The sequence below is a fragment of the Arthrobacter sp. TJ-254 genome (genome assembly GCF_058269175.1).
On sequence record NZ_JBZCNF010000003.1, the window covers coordinates 69,490 to 86,383 of the forward strand.

The window sequence follows — 16,894 nt, forward strand, 5'->3', positions numbered from 1 at the left end:
AACGGAAGGCACCTGTATGAGCATGGAAGGCGCGGCCTGGAGTTCCCTTTACCGGATCTCGACCGCCAAGGACCGCACGAACAAATTCTCCAAGGAAACGCTGAAGCGTATCGTCGCGTTCGCCGTCCCCTACAGGGTGAAGCTCACGCTGTTCATCATCCTGTCGGTCGGCTCGGCCTTCCTCGCCGTGGCAACCCCGGTCCTCGCCGGGCAGGTCGTCGACGTCATCGTCGCCCGCGGCTCAACCCAGACTGTCATGTGGCTGGCCCTCGTCATTGCCCTGGTTGCGGTGGCTGACGCCGGCGTCAGCATGGCAACGCGCTGGTACTCGGCGAACATCGGCGAGGGCGTCATCCTCGACCTGCGTACAGCCGTGTTCAACCACGTCCAGAAAATGCCGATCGCCTTCTTCACGCGCACCCGCACCGGTGCGCTGGTCAGCCGGCTCAACAACGACGTCATCGGCGCGCAGCAGGCCTTCAGCGGCACCCTCTCCGGGGTGGTGAGCAACACCGTGGCGCTCGCCCTGACCCTCATCGTCATGCTGAGCACCTCCTGGCTGGTCACCGTCCTCGCAATCGTGATGCTGCCGCTGTTCCTTGTCCCCGCACGCCGCATGGGCAGCAAACTCGCCGCGCTGCGGAGGGAGGCAGCCGACCACAACTCCGCCATGAGCACGCAGATGACCGAGCGGTTCTCGGCTCCCGGAGCCACCCTGGTGAAGCTGTTCGGCCGTCCCGACTCCGAATCCGAAGAATTCCGGGTCCGTGCCGCCCGGGTGCGTGACATCGGCGTGCGGATGGCGATGCTCCAGTACGTCTTCTTCACGGCGCTGATGCTCGTCTCCGCGCTGGCCCTGGCACTTGTCTACGGTCTCGGCGGAACGCTCGCGCTTGGCGGGCAGCTTGAAACCGGTGAGGTCGTTACCCTCGCACTGCTCCTGACCCGCCTTTACGCGCCGCTGACGAGCCTCGCCAACGCACGGGTCGAGATCATGAGTGCGCTCGTCAGCTTCGAGCGGGTCTTTGAAATCCTCGACCTCGTGCCGTTGATCCGGGAAAAGGCGGACGCCCGGAACGTGCCGGGCGGGCCGGTCACGATCGAATTCGACGACGTCCGATTCGCCTATCCTTCGGCCGACAAGGTTTCCCTCGCCTCCCTTGAAGAGGTCTCGACCCTCGACACCCGCGGCGGAGAAGAGGTGCTCCACGGCATCTCCTTCAAGATCCTGCCCGGCCAGACGGTTGCCCTGGTGGGCACCTCCGGCGCCGGAAAGTCGACGATCGCGCAGTTGCTGGCGCGCCTTTACGACGTCGACAGCGGCGCGGTGCGCCTGGCCGGCGTCGACGTCCGCGACGTCACCTTCGCCTCGATGCGCTCCACCCTGGGCATGGTGACCCAGGACGGGCACCTCTTCCACGAGACGATCCGCTCGAACCTGCGGCTCGCACGCCCCGAGGCGACTGAGGACGAACTGTGGGACGCCGTGCGCCGCGCCCGGCTCGAACCACTGCTGCGGTCCTTGCCCGACCAGCTCGACACAATGGTCGGCGAGCGCGGCTACCGGCTCTCCGGCGGAGAACGCCAGCGCATGACGATCGCCCGCCTGCTCCTTGCCCAGCCGCGCGTTGTGATCCTCGACGAGGCCACGGCTGCCCTCGACTCGACGTCGGAGGCGGCCGTGCAGGCCGCGCTGACCGAGGCGCTCGAGGGCCGGACGGCGATGGTGATCGCCCACCGGCTCTCAACGATCCGCAGCGCCGACCTCATCCTGGTCATCGAGGACGGGCGCATCGCCGAACAGGGAACCCATGAGGAGCTGCTTGAGCGCAGCGGCCGGTACGCGGAACTGCACCGTACCCAGTTCGCAGTGGAGAAGGCCGTCGCGCCGGACGAGGATCCTGACGTCCTCAGCGGAACCCGCGCTTCGACCTAGCCGGCGCAGGCGGTGCTCCGGCAAGCTCGACCAGGGCCGGAATCACGAACTCCGTCAGCAGCGGGGCGAGGTCGGTGCGCAGCCCTAAAGTGCCGAGGTCGAGCCAGCCGATTTCCTCAATCTCCGCGGCAGGGACAGGGGTTCCTTCGAGCGGGCACAGGAACACAGTGGCATCGATGAGAGTGTCGGCCTCGTTTGCTGCCGGCCCGTACCAGGTGCCGAGCAGGACCAACCGCGAAGGGGGGACGGCAAGGCCCAATTCCTCCTGCAGTTCGCGCACCGCGGCGGCCGCCGCCGACTCCCCGGGTTCGAGCTTGCCCCCTGGCTGCATGAACAGGATGGTGCCGCGTTTGCGGACCAGGAGGAGGCGGCCGGCGCCGTCGAGCAGGCACAAGGCGGCGATTGTCAGGACCTGGGTCATTGCCGCCTCGGAGTTTCGGGCAGGACCGCCGGTGTAGCGCATTGCCCTTTTCGATCATGGTGCCCCTGGCCGGAATCGAACCGACGACCTTCCCTTTAGGAGAGGGACGCTCTATCCTACTGAGCTACAGAGGCGGGGCGGCCCTGAAACGTCGGACAGCCAAGCGGTTTTCAGCATACCTGCTCCCGCGCCCCATAGGGAAAATCCGGGCCGGCATTGGCGCTTCGGAGAGGTTCCAGCACCATGCATGCGCCCAGAGGTTTTTGTTGCACTCCACGGTCTGGCCCTAGCAATGTTGGGCAAAGTCCACAACGTGATTGCGGTCACGGGTAGGTTGCTGTTCATTAGAGGGATGGCAATTACCCACATACTCCCCAGAGCGGTAACCGACGAGGTCGGATGGCTTGCCGCAATCGACAACGCAATCAATGCGATCTTCGAGCCGATCACAACCGTTTTCTCAGCGATCGTGTTTTTCCCGATCACCATCGGCGAGGTCAGTTTCCCGGCTGTCGTCGCCTGGCTCATCGCTGCCGGCGTCATCTTCACCATCTACTTCGGGTTCATTCAGTTCCGTGGCCTGAAAGTCGCCTCGGAGGTTATCCGCGGTAAATATTCGGTCAAGGACGACCCGGGGGAAGTGCCCCACTTCCAGGCGCTGACCTCCGCCCTTTCGGGAACGGTGGGACTCGGCAACATCGCCGGTGTCGGCGCCGCCATGGCCCTGGGCGGGCCCGGCGCCACCTTTTGGATGATCCTCGCAGGCCTGCTCGGCATGGCCAGCAAGTTCGCCGAGTGCACCCTCGGCGTGAAGTACCGCGAAGTCCATGAGGACGGTTCGGTCAGCGGCGGCCCATTCAAGTACCTTCCCATCGCCTTCAGCAAGTTCGGGAAGGTCCCCGCAAAAATCCTTACCGGCATCTTCGCCGTCGCCATCCTCATCTTTGGTGTCGCGGGCGGCAACATGTTCCAGGCCAATCAGACATTTGCCCAGGTGCAGAACGTCACCGGTGGTGAGGACGGTTTCTTCGGCAGCGCCGGCTCCGCCCTGATCTTCGGAATCGTCCTGGCCGTCCTCGTCGCCGCCGTCATCCTGGGCGGCATCAAGTCCATCGGATCAACAACCAGCAAGCTCGTTCCCGCCATGGGATTCGTCTACGTGGCGTCCTGCCTGCTCGTCATCTTCGTGAACATCGGACAGGTTCCCGCAGCCTTCGGCGCCATCATCCAGGGTGCCTTCGCCCCCGCCGGCATCGCCGGCGGCGTTGTCGGCGTCATGGTCGTTGGATTCCAGCGTGCCGCCTTCTCCAATGAGGCCGGGCTGGGATCGGCTGCGATCGCCCACTCGGCCGTGAAGACCCGGAGGCCGGTCAGCGAGGGCTTCGTTGCCCTCTTTGAACCGCTCGTCGATACGGTGCTCATCTGCACCATGACGGCGCTTGCCATCATCATCGCCGGTGCGCCGAGCCTCCAGGCCGGCATCGATCAGGTTCAGGCCGGCGACGGCCCGCCTGACGGCGTGACGCTCACCTCCGACGCGTTCGCAACGGTGCTGCCGTGGTTCCCCATCGTGCTCGCGGTTGCGGTTGCACTCTTCGCCTACTCCACACTGATCACCTGGTCCTACTACGGTCTCAAGGCGTGGGAGTTCCTCTTCGGCCGCGGAAAGAAGTCGGAGGTCCTCTACAAGGTCATCTTCCTGTTCTTCACGGTCGCCGGCTGCGTCCTGACCTTCAGCCAGGTCATCAGCTTCGCCGATGCCGCACTGTTCGTCTGCGCCTTCGTCAACCTGCTCGGCGTGTACCTGCTGCTGCCGGTCATCAAGCGCGAGATGAAGGACTACCTCGCCGACCGCAAGAGCGGGAAGCTTGCACTGCTAGGAATCGAGCCCGGGGAGATGGAGCGCCCTCGGAGCTGATCCAGCTCATCAATCCAGTCTCCGGACCATTCACCAAGGCGCCCGCCGGCACTCAAGCCGGCGGGCGCCTCCGTGTGCTGGAGGAACAGCCCGAGGGCCCGATCGTGGGGCCGGGAGATACCATGCGCGTGCCGACAGTCAGAGGCACCGCCTAGACTTGAATGCACCATGGATATGCTCTTCGACCCATACCCCGCCCCCTCACCCGCCGGATCGAAAAAATCAGGCATCAAGACCGGCAGCGGGGAAACCCCTTCATCCGATCCGGCGCTGGCGCATGCCCCGGTGCCCGGACCGAACGAAGCGCGGGCCGCGGAGCTCCTCAGCGGGTTGAACCCCCAGCAGGAAGAGGCCGTCCGGCACAGCGGCTCCCCGCTGCTGATCGTCGCCGGGGCAGGCTCGGGCAAGACGCGGGTGCTCAGCCACCGCATCGCCTACCTTCTCGCCACGGGGCGGGCACGGCCGGGAGAGATCCTCGCCATCACCTTCACCAACAAGGCGGCCGCCGAAATGCGCGAGCGCATCGAAGCGCTTATCGGCGACGTCGCCCAACGCATGTGGATCTCGACCTTCCACTCCTCCTGCGTGCGGATCCTGCGCAGGGAAGCCGCAAGCGTCGGCCTCAACTCCAACTTCTCGATCTACGACTCGGCCGACACGCTCCGCCTGATTACGATCGTCGCCAAGGGCCTTGACCTCGACCCGAAGCGATTCGCGCCGAAGGCGATCCAGCACAAGATCTCGGCGTTGAAGAACGAACTCATCGACGAGGAAACCTACGCCGGCTCGGCCGACTCCGGCGACCCCTTCGAGCAGGCGGTCGCCGAGGTCTACAAGGGGTACGCCCAACGCATGCGCCAGGCGAATGCAATGGACTTTGACGACCTCATCGCCCAGACCGTCTACATGTTCCGTGCCTTCCCCGGAGTTGCCGACTACTACCGCCGCCGCTTCCGCCACGTCCTCGTCGACGAGTACCAGGACACCAACCACGCCCAGTACGCGCTGGTCCGCGAGATTGTCGGAGTTCCCGGAGAAACCACCGACTCGCCGGCGGAGCTGACCGTGGTGGGCGACTCGGACCAGTCGATCTACGCCTTCCGCGGAGCCGACGTGCGCAACATCGTCGAGTTCGAGAACGACTACCGGAACGCCCGGACCATCCTCCTCGAGCAGAACTACCGTTCCACCCAGACAATCCTCAGCGCAGCCAACGCCGTCATCTCCCGCAACCCGAACCGCCCCGAGAAGCGGCTGTGGACGGCCGAGGGCAACGGCGAAAAGATCGTCGGCTACGTCGGCGAAAACGAGCACGAGGAAGCCCGGTTCATCGCCGAGGAGATCGACCGCCTCCAGGATGAGGAAAACCTGCGCCCCGGCGACGTCGCGGTGTTCTACCGCACCAACGCACAGTCCCGCTCCATCGAGGAGATCCTCCTGCGGGTCGGCCTGCCCTACAAAGTGGTCGGCGGAACCCGCTTCTACGAGCGCAAGGAAATCAAGGACGCCCTCGCCTACCTTCGGGTCCTGGTGAACCAGGACGACGTCGTCAACCTGCGCCGCATCCTCAACGAACCCAAGCGGGGCATCGGTGACCGCGCCGAGTACGCGATCGCTGCCTTGAGCGAGCGCGAGCGGATCAGCTTCATGGAGGCGCTGCGCGCGGCGGACCGCGCTCCCGGCATGGCCACGCGTTCGGTGAACGCTGTTGCGCACTTCGTCAAGCTCATCGACGACCTCGCCGAGGTCGCCAGCAGTTCCGGGGCCTCCGCCGCCGTCGAGGCCGTGCTGGAGCAGACGGGCTACCTTGAGCAGTTGCGCACCAGCAACGATCCGCAGGACGAATCACGGGTCGAGAACCTCGCCGAACTTGTCGCAGTGGTGCGCGAGTACGAGCGGGACAACCCCGAGGGAACCCTCGGGGACTTCCTCGAGCAGGTCTCGCTCGTGGCCGACGCCGACTCGATCCCTGACGCGCCGGAGGGTTCGGTCGAAGAGGTTGAGAAAGCCGTAGCCGAGGCCCGGCGGCAGGGCGTGGTGACCCTGATGACCCTCCACACCGCCAAGGGGCTTGAGTTCCCCGTGGTGTTCCTCACCGGCATGGAACAGGGAATCTTCCCGCACCAGCGTTCGGCAACCGACCCCAAGGAACTGGCCGAAGAGCGCCGGCTTGCGTACGTGGGCCTCACCCGGGCCCGCCGGCGGTTGTACCTCACCCGGTCCGAGGTGCGGAGCATGTGGGGCCAGAGCCAGTACAACCCGGCGAGCCAGTTTGTTGCGGAAGTGCCCGACGAACTCATCGAGTGGAAGCGGGAAGGGGCATCCCTTCCGGCTTGGAACGCCAGTCCGACAAGCGGTCCACGGTTCAGCGGATCGTACTGGGGCGCAGGAGGTGCAGCGGGCGCAGCTCCCGCAGCGGCGAAGGCGATCGGCAGGGTGCAGCCGCAGAAGGAGGTCGTTTCGGTCGCGCCGGGGGACAGCGTCAACCATTCGACCTTTGGAAACGGGACGGTTGTCGCAGTCGAAGGCTCCGGCGACAAGACCGTCGCGAAGGTGCGCTTCGATGCGGGCGAAAAGCGCCTGCTTCTGCGCTACGCGCCGCTCACGAAGACCGCCTAGGCGGTCTCCAAAAGCAATAACCGAAAGGGCAGTTTTTCTACAACTCATAGAACTGTGGCCTTACTCACGAAACCGGTAGTCTGGAAAAGGCGCTCAGCGCCAAGGGACTACAGTTCCCTGTGTAAACCTACTTCGACGTAGAAGGACACCAGCCCGTGGACCTGTTTGAATATCAGGCGCGCGATCTCTTTGAGGCACACGGAGTTCCCGTGCTCGCCGGCATCGTGGCGCACACCCCCGAAGAAGCAAAAGCAGCAGCTGAAAAAATTGGCGGCGTCGTCGTCGTCAAGGCTCAGGTCAAGGTTGGTGGCCGCGGTAAGGCCGGCGGCGTTAAAGTGGCCAAGACCCCCGAAGAAGCAGAACGCTATGCCTCCGACATTCTGGGGATGGATATCAAGGGCCACACGGTACACACCGTGATGATCGCCCAGGGTGCCGACATCGCCGAGGAATACTACTTCTCCGTGCTGCTCGACCGGTCGAACCGCAACTACCTTGCCATGTGCTCCGTCGAAGGGGGCATGGACATCGAGCAGCTCGCCGTCGAGCGCCCCGAGGCCCTGGCCCGCGTCGCCGTCGACCCGGCCGTCGGCATCGACTCGGCCAAGGCGCAGGAAATCGTCGAAACCGCGGGATTCGCACCCGAACTGCATGAAGGCGTCACCGCGACGATCCTCAAGCTGTGGGACGTGTTCGTCAATGAAGACGCAACCCTGGTCGAGGTCAACCCGCTCGTGAAGACCGGCAGCGGTGACATCCTGGCCCTCGACGGCAAGGTCACGATCGACGAGAACGCAGACTTCCGCCACCCCGACCACGCGGCACTCGAGGACAAGGAAGCAGCCGACCCGCTCGAGGCCAAGGCAAAGGCAAACGACCTCAACTACGTCAAGCTCGACGGCGAAGTGGGAATCATCGGCAACGGTGCCGGCCTCGTAATGTCCACCCTCGACGTCGTCGCCTACGCCGGTGAGTCCCACGGCAACGTGCGCCCCGCCAACTTCCTCGACATCGGCGGCGGAGCCTCCGCCGAGGTCATGGCCGCCGGCCTCGATGTCATCCTCAACGACACCCAGGTCAAGAGCGTCTTCGTGAACGTCTTCGGCGGCATCACCGCCTGCGACGAGGTCGCCAACGGCATCGTCAAGGCGCTTGAGATCCTCGGCGACGAAGCCAACAAGCCCTTGGTCGTGCGCCTCGACGGCAACAAGGTGGACGAGGGCCGTGCCATCCTGCGCGAGGCCAACCACCCCCTGATCACCCTGGCCGACACCATGGACGAAGGCGCCGACAAGGCCGCCGAGCTGGCTTACGGAAAGTAAAGGTTCCAATGTCTATCTACCTGAATAAAGACTCAAAGGTGATCGTCCAGGGCATCACCGGCGGCGAAGGCACCAAGCACACCGCCCTCATGCTCGCCGCAGGCACGCAGGTCGTGGGCGGCGTCAACGCCCGCAAGGCCGGCACCACCGTCACCCACGGCGACGTCACCCTGCCCGTCTACGGCACCGTGAAGGAAGCAGTCGCAGAAACCGGCGCCGACGTCTCGATCGTGTTCGTTCCGCCGGCGTTCACCAAGGACGCCGTCGTCGAAGCGATCGAAGCAGGCCTCGGCCTCGTCGTCGTGATCACCGAGGGCGTTCCAGTGCAGGACTCGGCCGAATTCTGGGCCCTCGCCCAGTCCAAGGTTGACGCCGACGGCAAGCAGATCACCCGCATCATCGGGCCGAACTGCCCGGGAATCATCACCCCGGGGGAGTCCCTCGTGGGCATCACCCCGGCGAACATCACCGGCAAGGGCGGGGTGGGCCTCGTTTCGAAGTCCGGCACCCTGACCTACCAGATGATGTTCGAGCTGCGGGACCTCGGCTTCTCAACGGCCATCGGGATCGGCGGCGATCCCATCGTCGGGACCACCCACATCGATGCCCTCGAGGCTTTCGAGGCCGACCCCGAGACCAAGGCAATCGTCATGATCGGCGAAATCGGCGGCGACGCCGAGGAACGTGCGGCCGAATACATCAAGGCTCACGTCACCAAGCCGGTCGTCGGCTACGTCGCAGGGTTCACCGCACCCGAAGGCAAGACGATGGGCCATGCCGGCGCGATCGTCTCCGGTTCGGCCGGAACCGCCCAGGCGAAGAAGGAGGCCCTCGAGGCCGCCGGAGTCAAGGTCGGCAAGAGCCCGTCCGAGACCGCCCGCCTGCTGCGCGAGGTCTACGCAACGCTCTAACGCCTGACGCGTCGAAGCCCCCTGGGCCGCCCTTCTGGGCGTCCCGGGGGGCTTTTTCTCTTGCAGCCGAGCAGGGCTTGCCGGTTCGTCGGGGACAATGGGTCAATGACCACCACAACGCCGACCGATTCCCCCTATCTCATCACCCGGTCCCGGCTGATCGAAGCGCCGGCGCAGCAGATCTTCGACGTGCTCGCGGCGCCAGGCCTGCACAGCGTGATCGACGGCTCCGACACGGTGCGCGGTGAACAGCCCAACGGGCCCGACCGCCTCTTCCTTGGTGCCCGTTTCGGTATGGAAATGAAAATCGGGGTGCGCTACAGAATCCTGAACCGCGTCGTCGAGTTCGACGAAGGGCAGCGCATCGCCTGGCGCCACTTCTCCCGCCACGTGTGGCGCTACACCCTCGAGCCCCGCGGGCAGGCGACCCTCGTCACCGAACAGTGGGATGCCCGGACGGTTCCCCTCAAGGTGCTGCTGCGCGTTGCCGGATATTCGCGCCGCCATCCCGGCAACATCGAGCGGACGCTCGAGCGCCTTGAGGAGTATCTGAGGACGAACCCCTGACCACCTGCCGGACGGCTCAGCCGGCCGAGGTGCCGAAGAGCATGCCGAGGAGATAGGTCGCCGCGGCGGCACCGAGCCCGATGGCGAGCTGGCGCAGTGCGAGCTTCAGCGGAGAGGCGCCTGACAACAGGGCCACAACGGCCCCGGTCGCCAGCAGTGCGGCGCCGACGAGGATGCAGGACGTGACGACGGCAGCCATGCCCGTCAGTCCCGCGAGGTAGGGAAGGATGGGGATCACGGCGCCCGAGGCGAAGAAGCAGAAGCTCGATGCCGCAGCGCCCAGCCCGGTGCCGACCTGCTCGTGGGCGTCCTCCGGTTCCTCGCCTTCGGGCTGCAGGGAGAAGCTCGGGTCACAGTCGCAGTCCGCGAGCCCCATCCGTTCCTCGGCGCGGTGCGTTGCCGCCTCGAGGGTCATTCCACGGGCCCGGTACACCAGGACCAGCTCGTTCGCCGCGATATCGAGTTCCTTTGAGGCCGTCAGGGTGACCTGGGTGGGGCGGGTTGCCGAGAGCAGCTCACGCTGGGAGCGGACCGATACGTACTCGCCGGCTCCCATGGACAGCGCCCCTGCCAGCAGCCCGAAGAGGCCGCTGACAAGGATGAGGGACGTTGAAACCCCGGTGGCCCCGATGCCCATGATGAGTGCAAGGTTGCTCACCAGGCCGTCGTTTGCACCGAAGACAGCGGCCCGAAAGTTTCCGGAGAGGCGGTTGCGCCCCCGGGTCGCCAGGGCGCGGACCACTTCCTCATGGATTTGTTCGTCAGCCGCCATGGCGTTGGTCGCCGTGGGATCGCTCGCGTACGGTGAGCGTCCTTCGGCGCGCTGGGCGAGTGCGAGGACGAAGACGGAGCCAAAGCGCCGGGCCAGCAGGCCCAGCACCCGGTTGCGCAGGGAGGGGCGCACGGGCTGTCCCGCAGCGTCACCCAACAGCCGGATCCAGTGGGCCTCGTGCCGCCCTTCGGCATCGGCGAGGGCAAGCAGGATGTCGCGTTCTTCGCCGTCCCGGCGTCGGGCAAGGTCTCTGTAGGTCGCTGCCTCGGCACGCTCATCGGCGAGGTATTGGCGCCACCTCTTGATGTCGTGGGGGCTCGGCCTTGGATGGGCGGCTGTCACTCGGGTACTCCTGCTCTTGACGATCGCAGGCCGGGCGCGTGGAGCTCCGGCCTGCAACACGTGGACGTGTTGGGCCGAAGGTCTCGCTCGCCGCCGGTGGGCGGTGGACTGCCGGGCGGCTTAATTGGCGCCAGTATGTCGACAGGCCTCGTGGCGTGCCACCACGGAGCTACTCCCCTTCGCTTCTCCAAGTCTAACCTCTCGTCCGACGGCGGCTGATTCCGCGGGAGGCGGGTGCCGCCGGAGGGGAACGCGGCCGGGGCGGCAGCATGCTGCAGAATGAAGGATTGGGTAGCTACCACGACGGCGGCGGGGCACTGTAGAGTCAGCAGGGTCAAAACAGGAAGCAGGCTTATGAAATTGGAGTTTCCCCGCCCGTGGGTGTCGAACTATGCTCCCGGGGTGCCGCACGAGATTTCCGTTCCGGACGGCTCGTTGTTCGACCTGCTTGAGGCCTCCGCCGCGCGGCACCGCAGCCGGACCGCTCTCGAATTCTTCGGCGCCGGCACGACCTACGGCCAGCTGGGCGACGAAGTCCTGCGCGTGGCCGAGGCACTGCGGCGGCTCGGAGTCGTGCCGGGGGACCGGGTGGCCCTCGTCCTTCCCAACTGCCCGCAGCACATCGTCGCTTTCTACGCAGTGCTCCGGCTCGGAGCGGTCGTTGTCGAACACAACCCGCTGTACACCGACCGCGAGCTGCGCCATCAATTCGAGGATCACGGAGCGAAGGTGGCAATCGTCTGGGACAAGGTCGTGCCGCGCGTGCAGCGCCTGCCTGAGGACCTCGGACTTGATGCAATCGTTTCGGTCGACCTCACGCGCGCGCTTCCGGCCCGCAAGCGCCTTGCGCTGCGGCTTCCCCTTCCCGCCGCACGGCGGGCCCGGGCGGCCCTCACCACATCCGAGAAGCTGACCGGCCCGCGCCGGGTCATCGGTTGGGACAAGCTCGTCGAGGGCGGGAGGCTGCGGGCCAGACACCCGCGCCCTGCAGCGGGCGACACCGCGGTCATCCAGTACACAAGCGGGACGACGGGCAGCCCCAAGGGAGCCGTTCTCACGCATCGAAACCTGCTCGCCAACGCGGCCCAGGGCAGGGCATGGGTTCCCGGGCTGACCGAGGGGCGGGAAACGGTCTATGCGGTGCTGCCCATGTTCCACGCCTACGGCCTCACCCTCTGCCTGACCTTCGCCATCAGCATCGGCGCCCGGCTTGTGCTCTTTCCACGCTTCGACGTCGACCATGTGCTCGAGGCCGCGCGGCGCACCCCGCCAACCTTCCTGCCGGCCGTGCCGCCCATCTATGACCGGCTCGCAGCCGCCGCCGAGGAGCGCGGCGCCGACCTCACAAGCATCCGCTTCGCCATCTCCGGAGCCATGAACCTGCCGCAGGCCACGGTCGAGCGGTGGGAGAGGGTGACCGGCGGATACCTTGTCGAGGGCTACGGCCTCACTGAAACCTCGCCTGTGGCACTGGGCAACCCCATCGGGCCGACCCGCCGCCCTGGCACGGTTGGACTGCCGTTCCCCAACACCGACGTCCGTGTCGTGGACCCCGACAACCCGACGGTTGAGCGGGCGCCTGGAGAGGCGGGGGAGCTGCTGATCCGCGGGCCCCAGGTCTTCTCGGGCTACTGGCGCAAGCCGGAGGAAACCGAGGCGGCCCTCCTTGAGGGAGGGTGGTTCCGGACGGGGGACATCGTGAAGGTCGACGCCGACTCCTACGTCAGCATCGTCGACCGCATCAAGGAACTGATCATCACCGGCGGGTTCAACGTTGCGCCTACCGAGGTTGAGGAAGCACTCCGAAGCTGCAACGGCATCGCCGACGCCGCCGTCGTGGGTCTGCCGCGCGCGGGAGGCGGTGAGGACGTCGTCGCCGTCGTTGTCCTGGCCGATGGCCAGCAGCTCGACGAGGACTTCCTCCGCAGCCACTGCCGGGGCGCCCTTGCCGCCTACAAGGTTCCCCGCCGCATCGTTGTTGTAAACGATCTGCCCCGCTCCCTGATTGGGAAGGTGCTGCGCCGCGAGGTGCGCAACAATCTCCTGAACGACACGGCATGCTGACGGCACAGCATCGTAACCGAAACATTCAACGGGAAGACAGTGAAAACATGAGCGTCAATGCACCAGAACCGATGAATCCCTGGAAGGACAGCCTTGGTCGGGCCAGCACCCGCTGCGCCCAGGTCCTCCTGATGCTGCTCCTCGCGGTGATCACTGTGTACGCGCTCATCCAGGTGCGCCTCGTCGTGATTCCGCTGCTGCTCGCCCTCATCCTCGCCGCCGCCATCGTGCCGCTGGTGCACTGGCTCCGCCGCAAGGGCTGGCCAAGCTCCGCTGCAACCGGCTTTTCCTTCCTGCTGCTCCTGCTGCTCTTCGGCGGGCTGATCACCGGCATCGTGTTCGCGGTGCAGCGGCAGGCCGGGGAATTGGTGGACAGTGCGGTGGAGGGGTTCGACCAGCTCTACGCCTTCGTCGAAAACGGACCACTGCCCATCGATCCGCAGCAGATCCAGCAGGCGCGGGACGCAGCGATCGACTTTGCCACGAGCAGCACGGCCGGCGCCGGCGCCCTTTCCGGCCTGAGCGCGGCAGGCAACTTCATCGCCGGCGGCCTGCTGATGGCCGTCATCCTGTTCTACTTCCTCAAGGACGGCGAGAAAATCTGGGCCTTCATCCTGAGGGCGTTCAAGGGCAAGCGGCTCGTGAAGGCCCGCCGGGTCGGCTACAGCAGCCTTGCCGTGCTCGGTGGCTACGTACGTGGAACGGCCATCGTGGCGTTCGTCGACGCTTTCTTCATCGGCCTGGCGCTGTTCATCCTTGGCATCCCGCTGGCGCTTCCGCTGGCGGTCATCGTCTTCATCGGAGCGTTCATCCCCCTGGTCGGGGCGACGCTGGCCGGAGTTCTCGCGGCGCTTGTCGCGCTTGTCTCAAACGGGCCGACGGCGGCCCTGATCGTCATCATCGTTGTCATTGTCGTCAACCAGCTCGAGGGTAACTTTCTCCAGCCGGTGGTCATGGGCCGCACCCTCAGCGTCCACGCTCTCGTGATCCTGCTCGCCCTGACCGCCGGCACTATCCTTGCCGGAATCATCGGGGCGATCCTGTCGGTTCCCGTTGCGGCCGTGACCTGGGCGGCCATCAAGGCCTGGAACCAGGAGGACGACGACGAGATCACGCAGACCGAAATCGTGAAGGCGGAGCAGGCCACTGCCCTCGATGAGAGCGGCCACGGCCTGAGCACCCTTCCCAAGGACGACCCCAAGGCCATCGAACTGGCGGATCGGGCCGGCCGTGCCGCGCAAGAGGAGCGCCCGGGTACGGCCTCGCGGGGAGTGACGCCCGAGACGGAGGAGAATCCCGACATCTTCGCCTCCGAACCTGCGCCGCCGGCGCCGGGCGGCACCACCCGGACTGACAAGCGCCGCGACCGCCCCGACGGCGGATCGAGCGCGCTGGGCGGCTGATCCCTCAAGCGGACGCGAAAGGGCCCCTTCTGCATTGTGCAGAAAGGGCCCTTTTGCGTAGCTGGCGCACCCCTCGGGCTGCGTCGCCACCCGTCGGCAAATCCTTCCGTCATGCCGCAGTTGGCCGGGACATTGCGTCGGCCCGCCGCTGCGACTGCTGCCGTTCCCGCCGCCGCGGGGCAGGAAGGAGTCCGGTCAGTGCCGGCCGGCTGCCGCGCCTGAGATCTCCGGTGTGACGTCCTCGGGGACGTTGCCTGCCACGCGTTCCTCCCAGGCGGTCATGACCGCCGGATCGGTGCGCGGGCTGGCCATGGAGGCCAAGACGTAGGCGAAGGCCGACGCGGCGAGGCCGAAGTAGATCGGATAGTTGGAATAGATGCCGTCGTACTGGTTTTCGGCGTTCACCTCGAGGTAGATCATGGTGCCGAGGGTGACAACGGTTCCGACCGCCATTGAGATACCGGCGCCGAGCCCGTTGCCGCGCTTCCAGACAAGGCCGCCGATGATGGCGACGAGCAGGCCGCCAACAAGGATGTCGTAGGCGATCGTCAGCGCGGCAACGACGTCCTGGACGACGATGGCAAGGGCGATTGCCGCAAGGCCGAGGCCGAGGACCCACCAGCGGCTTTCGGTGACCTCACGCTCGGCGCTTACTGCCGGAGCGGCCTTGGCGGCAGCGCTCCGGTTCGACCAGCTGCGGACATAGGGCAGCACGTCGGTCCGGGCGACCGTCGCAGCGGCGATCAGCGCACCGGACGCCGTCGACATCATCGCGGCAACGGCGGCGGCAAGGACGAGGCCGCCGATCCCGACCGGCAGGACGTTGATGGCCACGTCGGCGTAGACGTCGTCCTGCGAGGCGATGTCGGGGAGGATGACGCTCGCCGCCATGCCGATCAGCGCGCCGGCAACGCCGTAGAGGATGCAGTAGACGCCGGCTGCTGCCCCGCCCCACCGTGCGACCTTGGCGGTCTTGGAGGTGAAGACGCGCTGCCAGATGTCCTGGCCGATGAGCAGGCCCAGGGTGTAGACAACGAAGTAGGTGATGATGCTCTGGGCGCCGATCCCGGTGAGGCTGAAGAATTCGTCCCCGGCACGCTCGGAGATGCCGCTGAAGCCGCCGGCCGAGGCGAGCGCGAAGGGAAGCATGAGCGCGAAAACGCCGATCGTCTTGATGATGAACTGCGCCATGTCGGCAAGGGTGATCGACCACATTCCGCCGACGGTCGAGTAGATGAGGACGATGATTCCACCGAGGGCGATGGACAGGGCGCGGTCCCAGCCGAACAGCACAACGAAGATCGTGGCGTAGGCCCCGGTTGAGGTGGCGCAGAGCATCAGGGTGTAGGCGAGCATGACGATGCCCGAGACCTTTGTGGCTTCGTGGCCGTACCGCAGCGTGAGCATCTGGGAGACCGTGTAGATCTTCAGCTTCGATATGGTCGGGGCGAAGAGGAGGCTCAGCAACAGCACCCCGGCGCCGATCGCAACGACAAGCCACATGCCCGAAAGGCCGTAGGTGTAGCCGAGCCCTACCCCGCCGACGGTCGAGGCGCCGCCGAGCACGACGGCTGCCATGGTCCCGGTGTAGAGGAAGGGTCCGAGCCTGCGCCCGGCCACAAGGTAGTCGCTCTTGTTCTTTGTGCGCGACTTTCCCCACCAGCCGAAGCCGAGCATTGCCGCGAGGTAGAGCACAACGATTGCGATATTCAGGTATTCCATAGTTCTTCCCGTCGCGCGGATGTTGCCCTGGAGGCAACACGTGTTGTCTAGTAGGCTATTGTGACCCGGGTTACACGTCAAGCCTGCCGAGGGGCCGGGCGGGCCGGGAGCATCCGGTCGGTATGCTCAACATTAGATGCGCGCAGAAAGAGGACTGCAATGAAGGCTCTTCCGGTTGAACCCACGAATGCGCCGGTGGCGATAGGTTCGCGCATCCGGGCGGCGCGGCAAGCGCAGCGCATGACCATCGAGCAGGTCGCCGAATCCACCGGACTCACCAAGGGCTTCCTGAGCAGGGTTGAACGCGACCTCACGTCTCCGTCGGTCGCTTCGCTGGTGACCCTCTGCCAGGTTCTTTCGATCTCCATCGGCGATCTGTTCCTCGCCCCTGAAACCCACCTGACCCGGCTCCAGGAGGCTCCGCGGATCAGTCTCGGTGGTGAGGGAATCACCGAGCGGCTTATGACGGCCCGGTCGGAGCGCCGGCTCCAGGTGATCCGGGCGGAGGTTGAGCCGCATGGACGCGGTGAAAGCGACCTCTACTCCGTTGACTGCGAGGTCGAAACCCTTCACGTTGTGGAAGGGCGCTTTGTGCTGATCTTCTCCAACGAGCGCTTCGAGCTCGAAGCGGGGGACACTGTGACGTTTCCGGGGCGCGAGCCGCACACCTGGGTCAATCCGACGGCGCAGCGTTCGGTGGTCCTCTGGACACTCGTCCCCGCGGCCTCGCGGGGCTGAGCCAGCCTGCCCGCTCGGGGGCCACCTTCGGCCCGCCGGCCGGTGATGCGGCCACTCCGGGCCGCTCCTCAGCTCGGCGGGGCGGTGGCTGCCTTGACCGAGACTCCGGTCACAATTAGCCTTATACAAAACAATTGATGCTTATAGAGCAACTTCGCA

General features: G+C 66.0%; 12 protein-coding genes and 1 tRNA gene. 9 read left to right on the forward strand and 4 right to left on the reverse strand.

Annotated features, from left to right (window positions below; genetic code table 11):
- Positions 1-16: 16 nt before the first annotated feature.
- Positions 17-1,936, forward strand: a complete 1,920-nt coding sequence (locus AC4D14_RS09060) for an ABC transporter ATP-binding protein (RefSeq protein ID WP_490901647.1) — start codon at positions 17-19, stop codon at positions 1,934-1,936.
- Here the strand turns inward: AC4D14_RS09060 and AC4D14_RS09065 are convergent.
- Positions 1,911-2,399, reverse strand: coding sequence for an NUDIX hydrolase (locus AC4D14_RS09065; RefSeq protein WP_490901649.1), 489 nt, complete (start codon positions 2,397-2,399; stop codon positions 1,911-1,913). The genes AC4D14_RS09060 and AC4D14_RS09065 overlap by 26 nt on opposite strands.
- Positions 2,400-2,414: 15 nt before the next feature.
- Positions 2,415-2,491: transfer RNA gene (locus tag AC4D14_RS09070), tRNA-Arg, on the reverse strand.
- A 218-nt stretch (positions 2,492-2,709) separates the two neighbouring features.
- On the opposite strand from AC4D14_RS09070, the gene AC4D14_RS09075 reads away from it, so the two are divergent.
- The 5 genes from AC4D14_RS09075 (at position 2,710) to AC4D14_RS09095 (ending at position 9,694) form a co-directional block, all read left to right on the forward strand.
- The gene (locus tag AC4D14_RS09075; protein ID WP_490901650.1) at positions 2,710-4,275 is read left to right on the forward strand and encodes an alanine/glycine:cation symporter family protein; all 1,566 of its coding nucleotides are present in this window, start codon (positions 2,710-2,712) and stop codon (positions 4,273-4,275) included.
- Between the two features lie 168 nt (positions 4,276-4,443).
- Positions 4,444-6,894 carry a DNA helicase PcrA gene (gene pcrA, locus AC4D14_RS09080; protein WP_490901651.1) on the forward strand — a complete coding sequence of 817 codons (2,451 nt, stop codon included), beginning with the start codon at positions 4,444-4,446 and terminating at the stop codon, positions 6,892-6,894.
- A gap of 155 nt (positions 6,895-7,049) precedes the next feature.
- Complete coding sequence (gene sucC / locus AC4D14_RS09085) at positions 7,050-8,216, forward strand: ADP-forming succinate--CoA ligase subunit beta (RefSeq protein WP_490901653.1); 1,167 nt, start codon at positions 7,050-7,052, stop codon at positions 8,214-8,216.
- An 8-nt stretch (positions 8,217-8,224) separates the two neighbouring features.
- Positions 8,225-9,127, forward strand: a complete 903-nt coding sequence (sucD, locus tag AC4D14_RS09090) for a succinate--CoA ligase subunit alpha (RefSeq protein WP_490901655.1) — start codon at positions 8,225-8,227, stop codon at positions 9,125-9,127.
- A gap of 105 nt (positions 9,128-9,232) precedes the next feature.
- Positions 9,233-9,694 carry an SRPBCC family protein gene (locus tag AC4D14_RS09095; protein ID WP_490901657.1) on the forward strand — a complete coding sequence of 154 codons (462 nt, stop codon included), beginning with the start codon at positions 9,233-9,235 and terminating at the stop codon, positions 9,692-9,694.
- 16 nt (positions 9,695-9,710) lie between these two features.
- Here AC4D14_RS09095 and AC4D14_RS09100 read toward each other — a convergent pair whose 3' ends face one another.
- On the reverse strand, positions 9,711-10,808 hold the full coding sequence (locus tag AC4D14_RS09100) for a VIT1/CCC1 transporter family protein (protein ID WP_490901658.1): 1,098 nt from the start codon (positions 10,806-10,808) through the stop codon (positions 9,711-9,713).
- Positions 10,809-11,162: 354 nt separating this feature from the next.
- Here AC4D14_RS09100 and AC4D14_RS09105 point away from each other — a divergent pair, with 354 nt between their 5' ends.
- Both AC4D14_RS09105 and AC4D14_RS09110 read left to right on the forward strand, forming a co-directional pair.
- Entirely contained in the window at positions 11,163-12,872 is a 1,710-nt protein-coding gene (locus AC4D14_RS09105) for a long-chain-fatty-acid--CoA ligase (RefSeq protein WP_490901659.1), read from the forward strand.
- Positions 12,873-12,919: 47 nt separating this feature from the next.
- Positions 12,920-14,275: an AI-2E family transporter gene (locus tag AC4D14_RS09110; protein WP_490901661.1), complete on the forward strand. Its 1,356-nt coding sequence runs from the start codon at positions 12,920-12,922 to the stop codon at positions 14,273-14,275.
- Between the two features lie 195 nt (positions 14,276-14,470).
- On the opposite strand, the gene AC4D14_RS09115 is transcribed toward AC4D14_RS09110, so the two are convergent.
- Positions 14,471-15,997: a sodium:solute symporter family protein gene (locus tag AC4D14_RS09115; protein WP_490901662.1), complete on the reverse strand. Its 1,527-nt coding sequence runs from the start codon at positions 15,995-15,997 to the stop codon at positions 14,471-14,473.
- A 159-nt stretch (positions 15,998-16,156) separates the two neighbouring features.
- On the opposite strand from AC4D14_RS09115, the gene AC4D14_RS09120 reads away from it, so the two are divergent.
- Positions 16,157-16,735, forward strand: coding sequence for a helix-turn-helix domain-containing protein (locus tag AC4D14_RS09120; RefSeq protein ID WP_490901664.1), 579 nt, complete (start codon positions 16,157-16,159; stop codon positions 16,733-16,735).
- The last annotated feature ends 159 nt before the right edge of the window (positions 16,736-16,894 follow it).

Excerpts from the sequence above, each read along its gene's own strand:
- AC4D14_RS09060 (WP_490901647.1), top strand. The coding sequence starts at position 17 with ATGAGCATGGAAGGCGCGGCCTGGAGTTCCCTTTACCGGATCTCGACC.
- AC4D14_RS09065 (WP_490901649.1), bottom strand. The coding sequence starts at position 2,399 with ATGCGCTACACCGGCGGTCCTGCCCGAAACTCCGAGGCGGCAATGACC.
- AC4D14_RS09075 (WP_490901650.1), top strand. The coding sequence starts at position 2,710 with ATGGCAATTACCCACATACTCCCCAGAGCGGTAACCGACGAGGTCGGA.
- pcrA (WP_490901651.1), top strand. The coding sequence starts at position 4,444 with ATGGATATGCTCTTCGACCCATACCCCGCCCCCTCACCCGCCGGATCG.
- sucD (WP_490901655.1), top strand. The coding sequence starts at position 8,225 with ATGTCTATCTACCTGAATAAAGACTCAAAGGTGATCGTCCAGGGCATC.
- AC4D14_RS09095 (WP_490901657.1), top strand. The coding sequence starts at position 9,233 with ATGACCACCACAACGCCGACCGATTCCCCCTATCTCATCACCCGGTCC.
- AC4D14_RS09105 (WP_490901659.1), top strand. The coding sequence starts at position 11,163 with ATGAAATTGGAGTTTCCCCGCCCGTGGGTGTCGAACTATGCTCCCGGG.
- AC4D14_RS09110 (WP_490901661.1), top strand. The coding sequence starts at position 12,920 with ATGAGCGTCAATGCACCAGAACCGATGAATCCCTGGAAGGACAGCCTT.
- AC4D14_RS09115 (WP_490901662.1), bottom strand. The coding sequence starts at position 15,997 with ATGGAATACCTGAATATCGCAATCGTTGTGCTCTACCTCGCGGCAATG.
- AC4D14_RS09120 (WP_490901664.1), top strand. The coding sequence starts at position 16,157 with ATGAAGGCTCTTCCGGTTGAACCCACGAATGCGCCGGTGGCGATAGGT.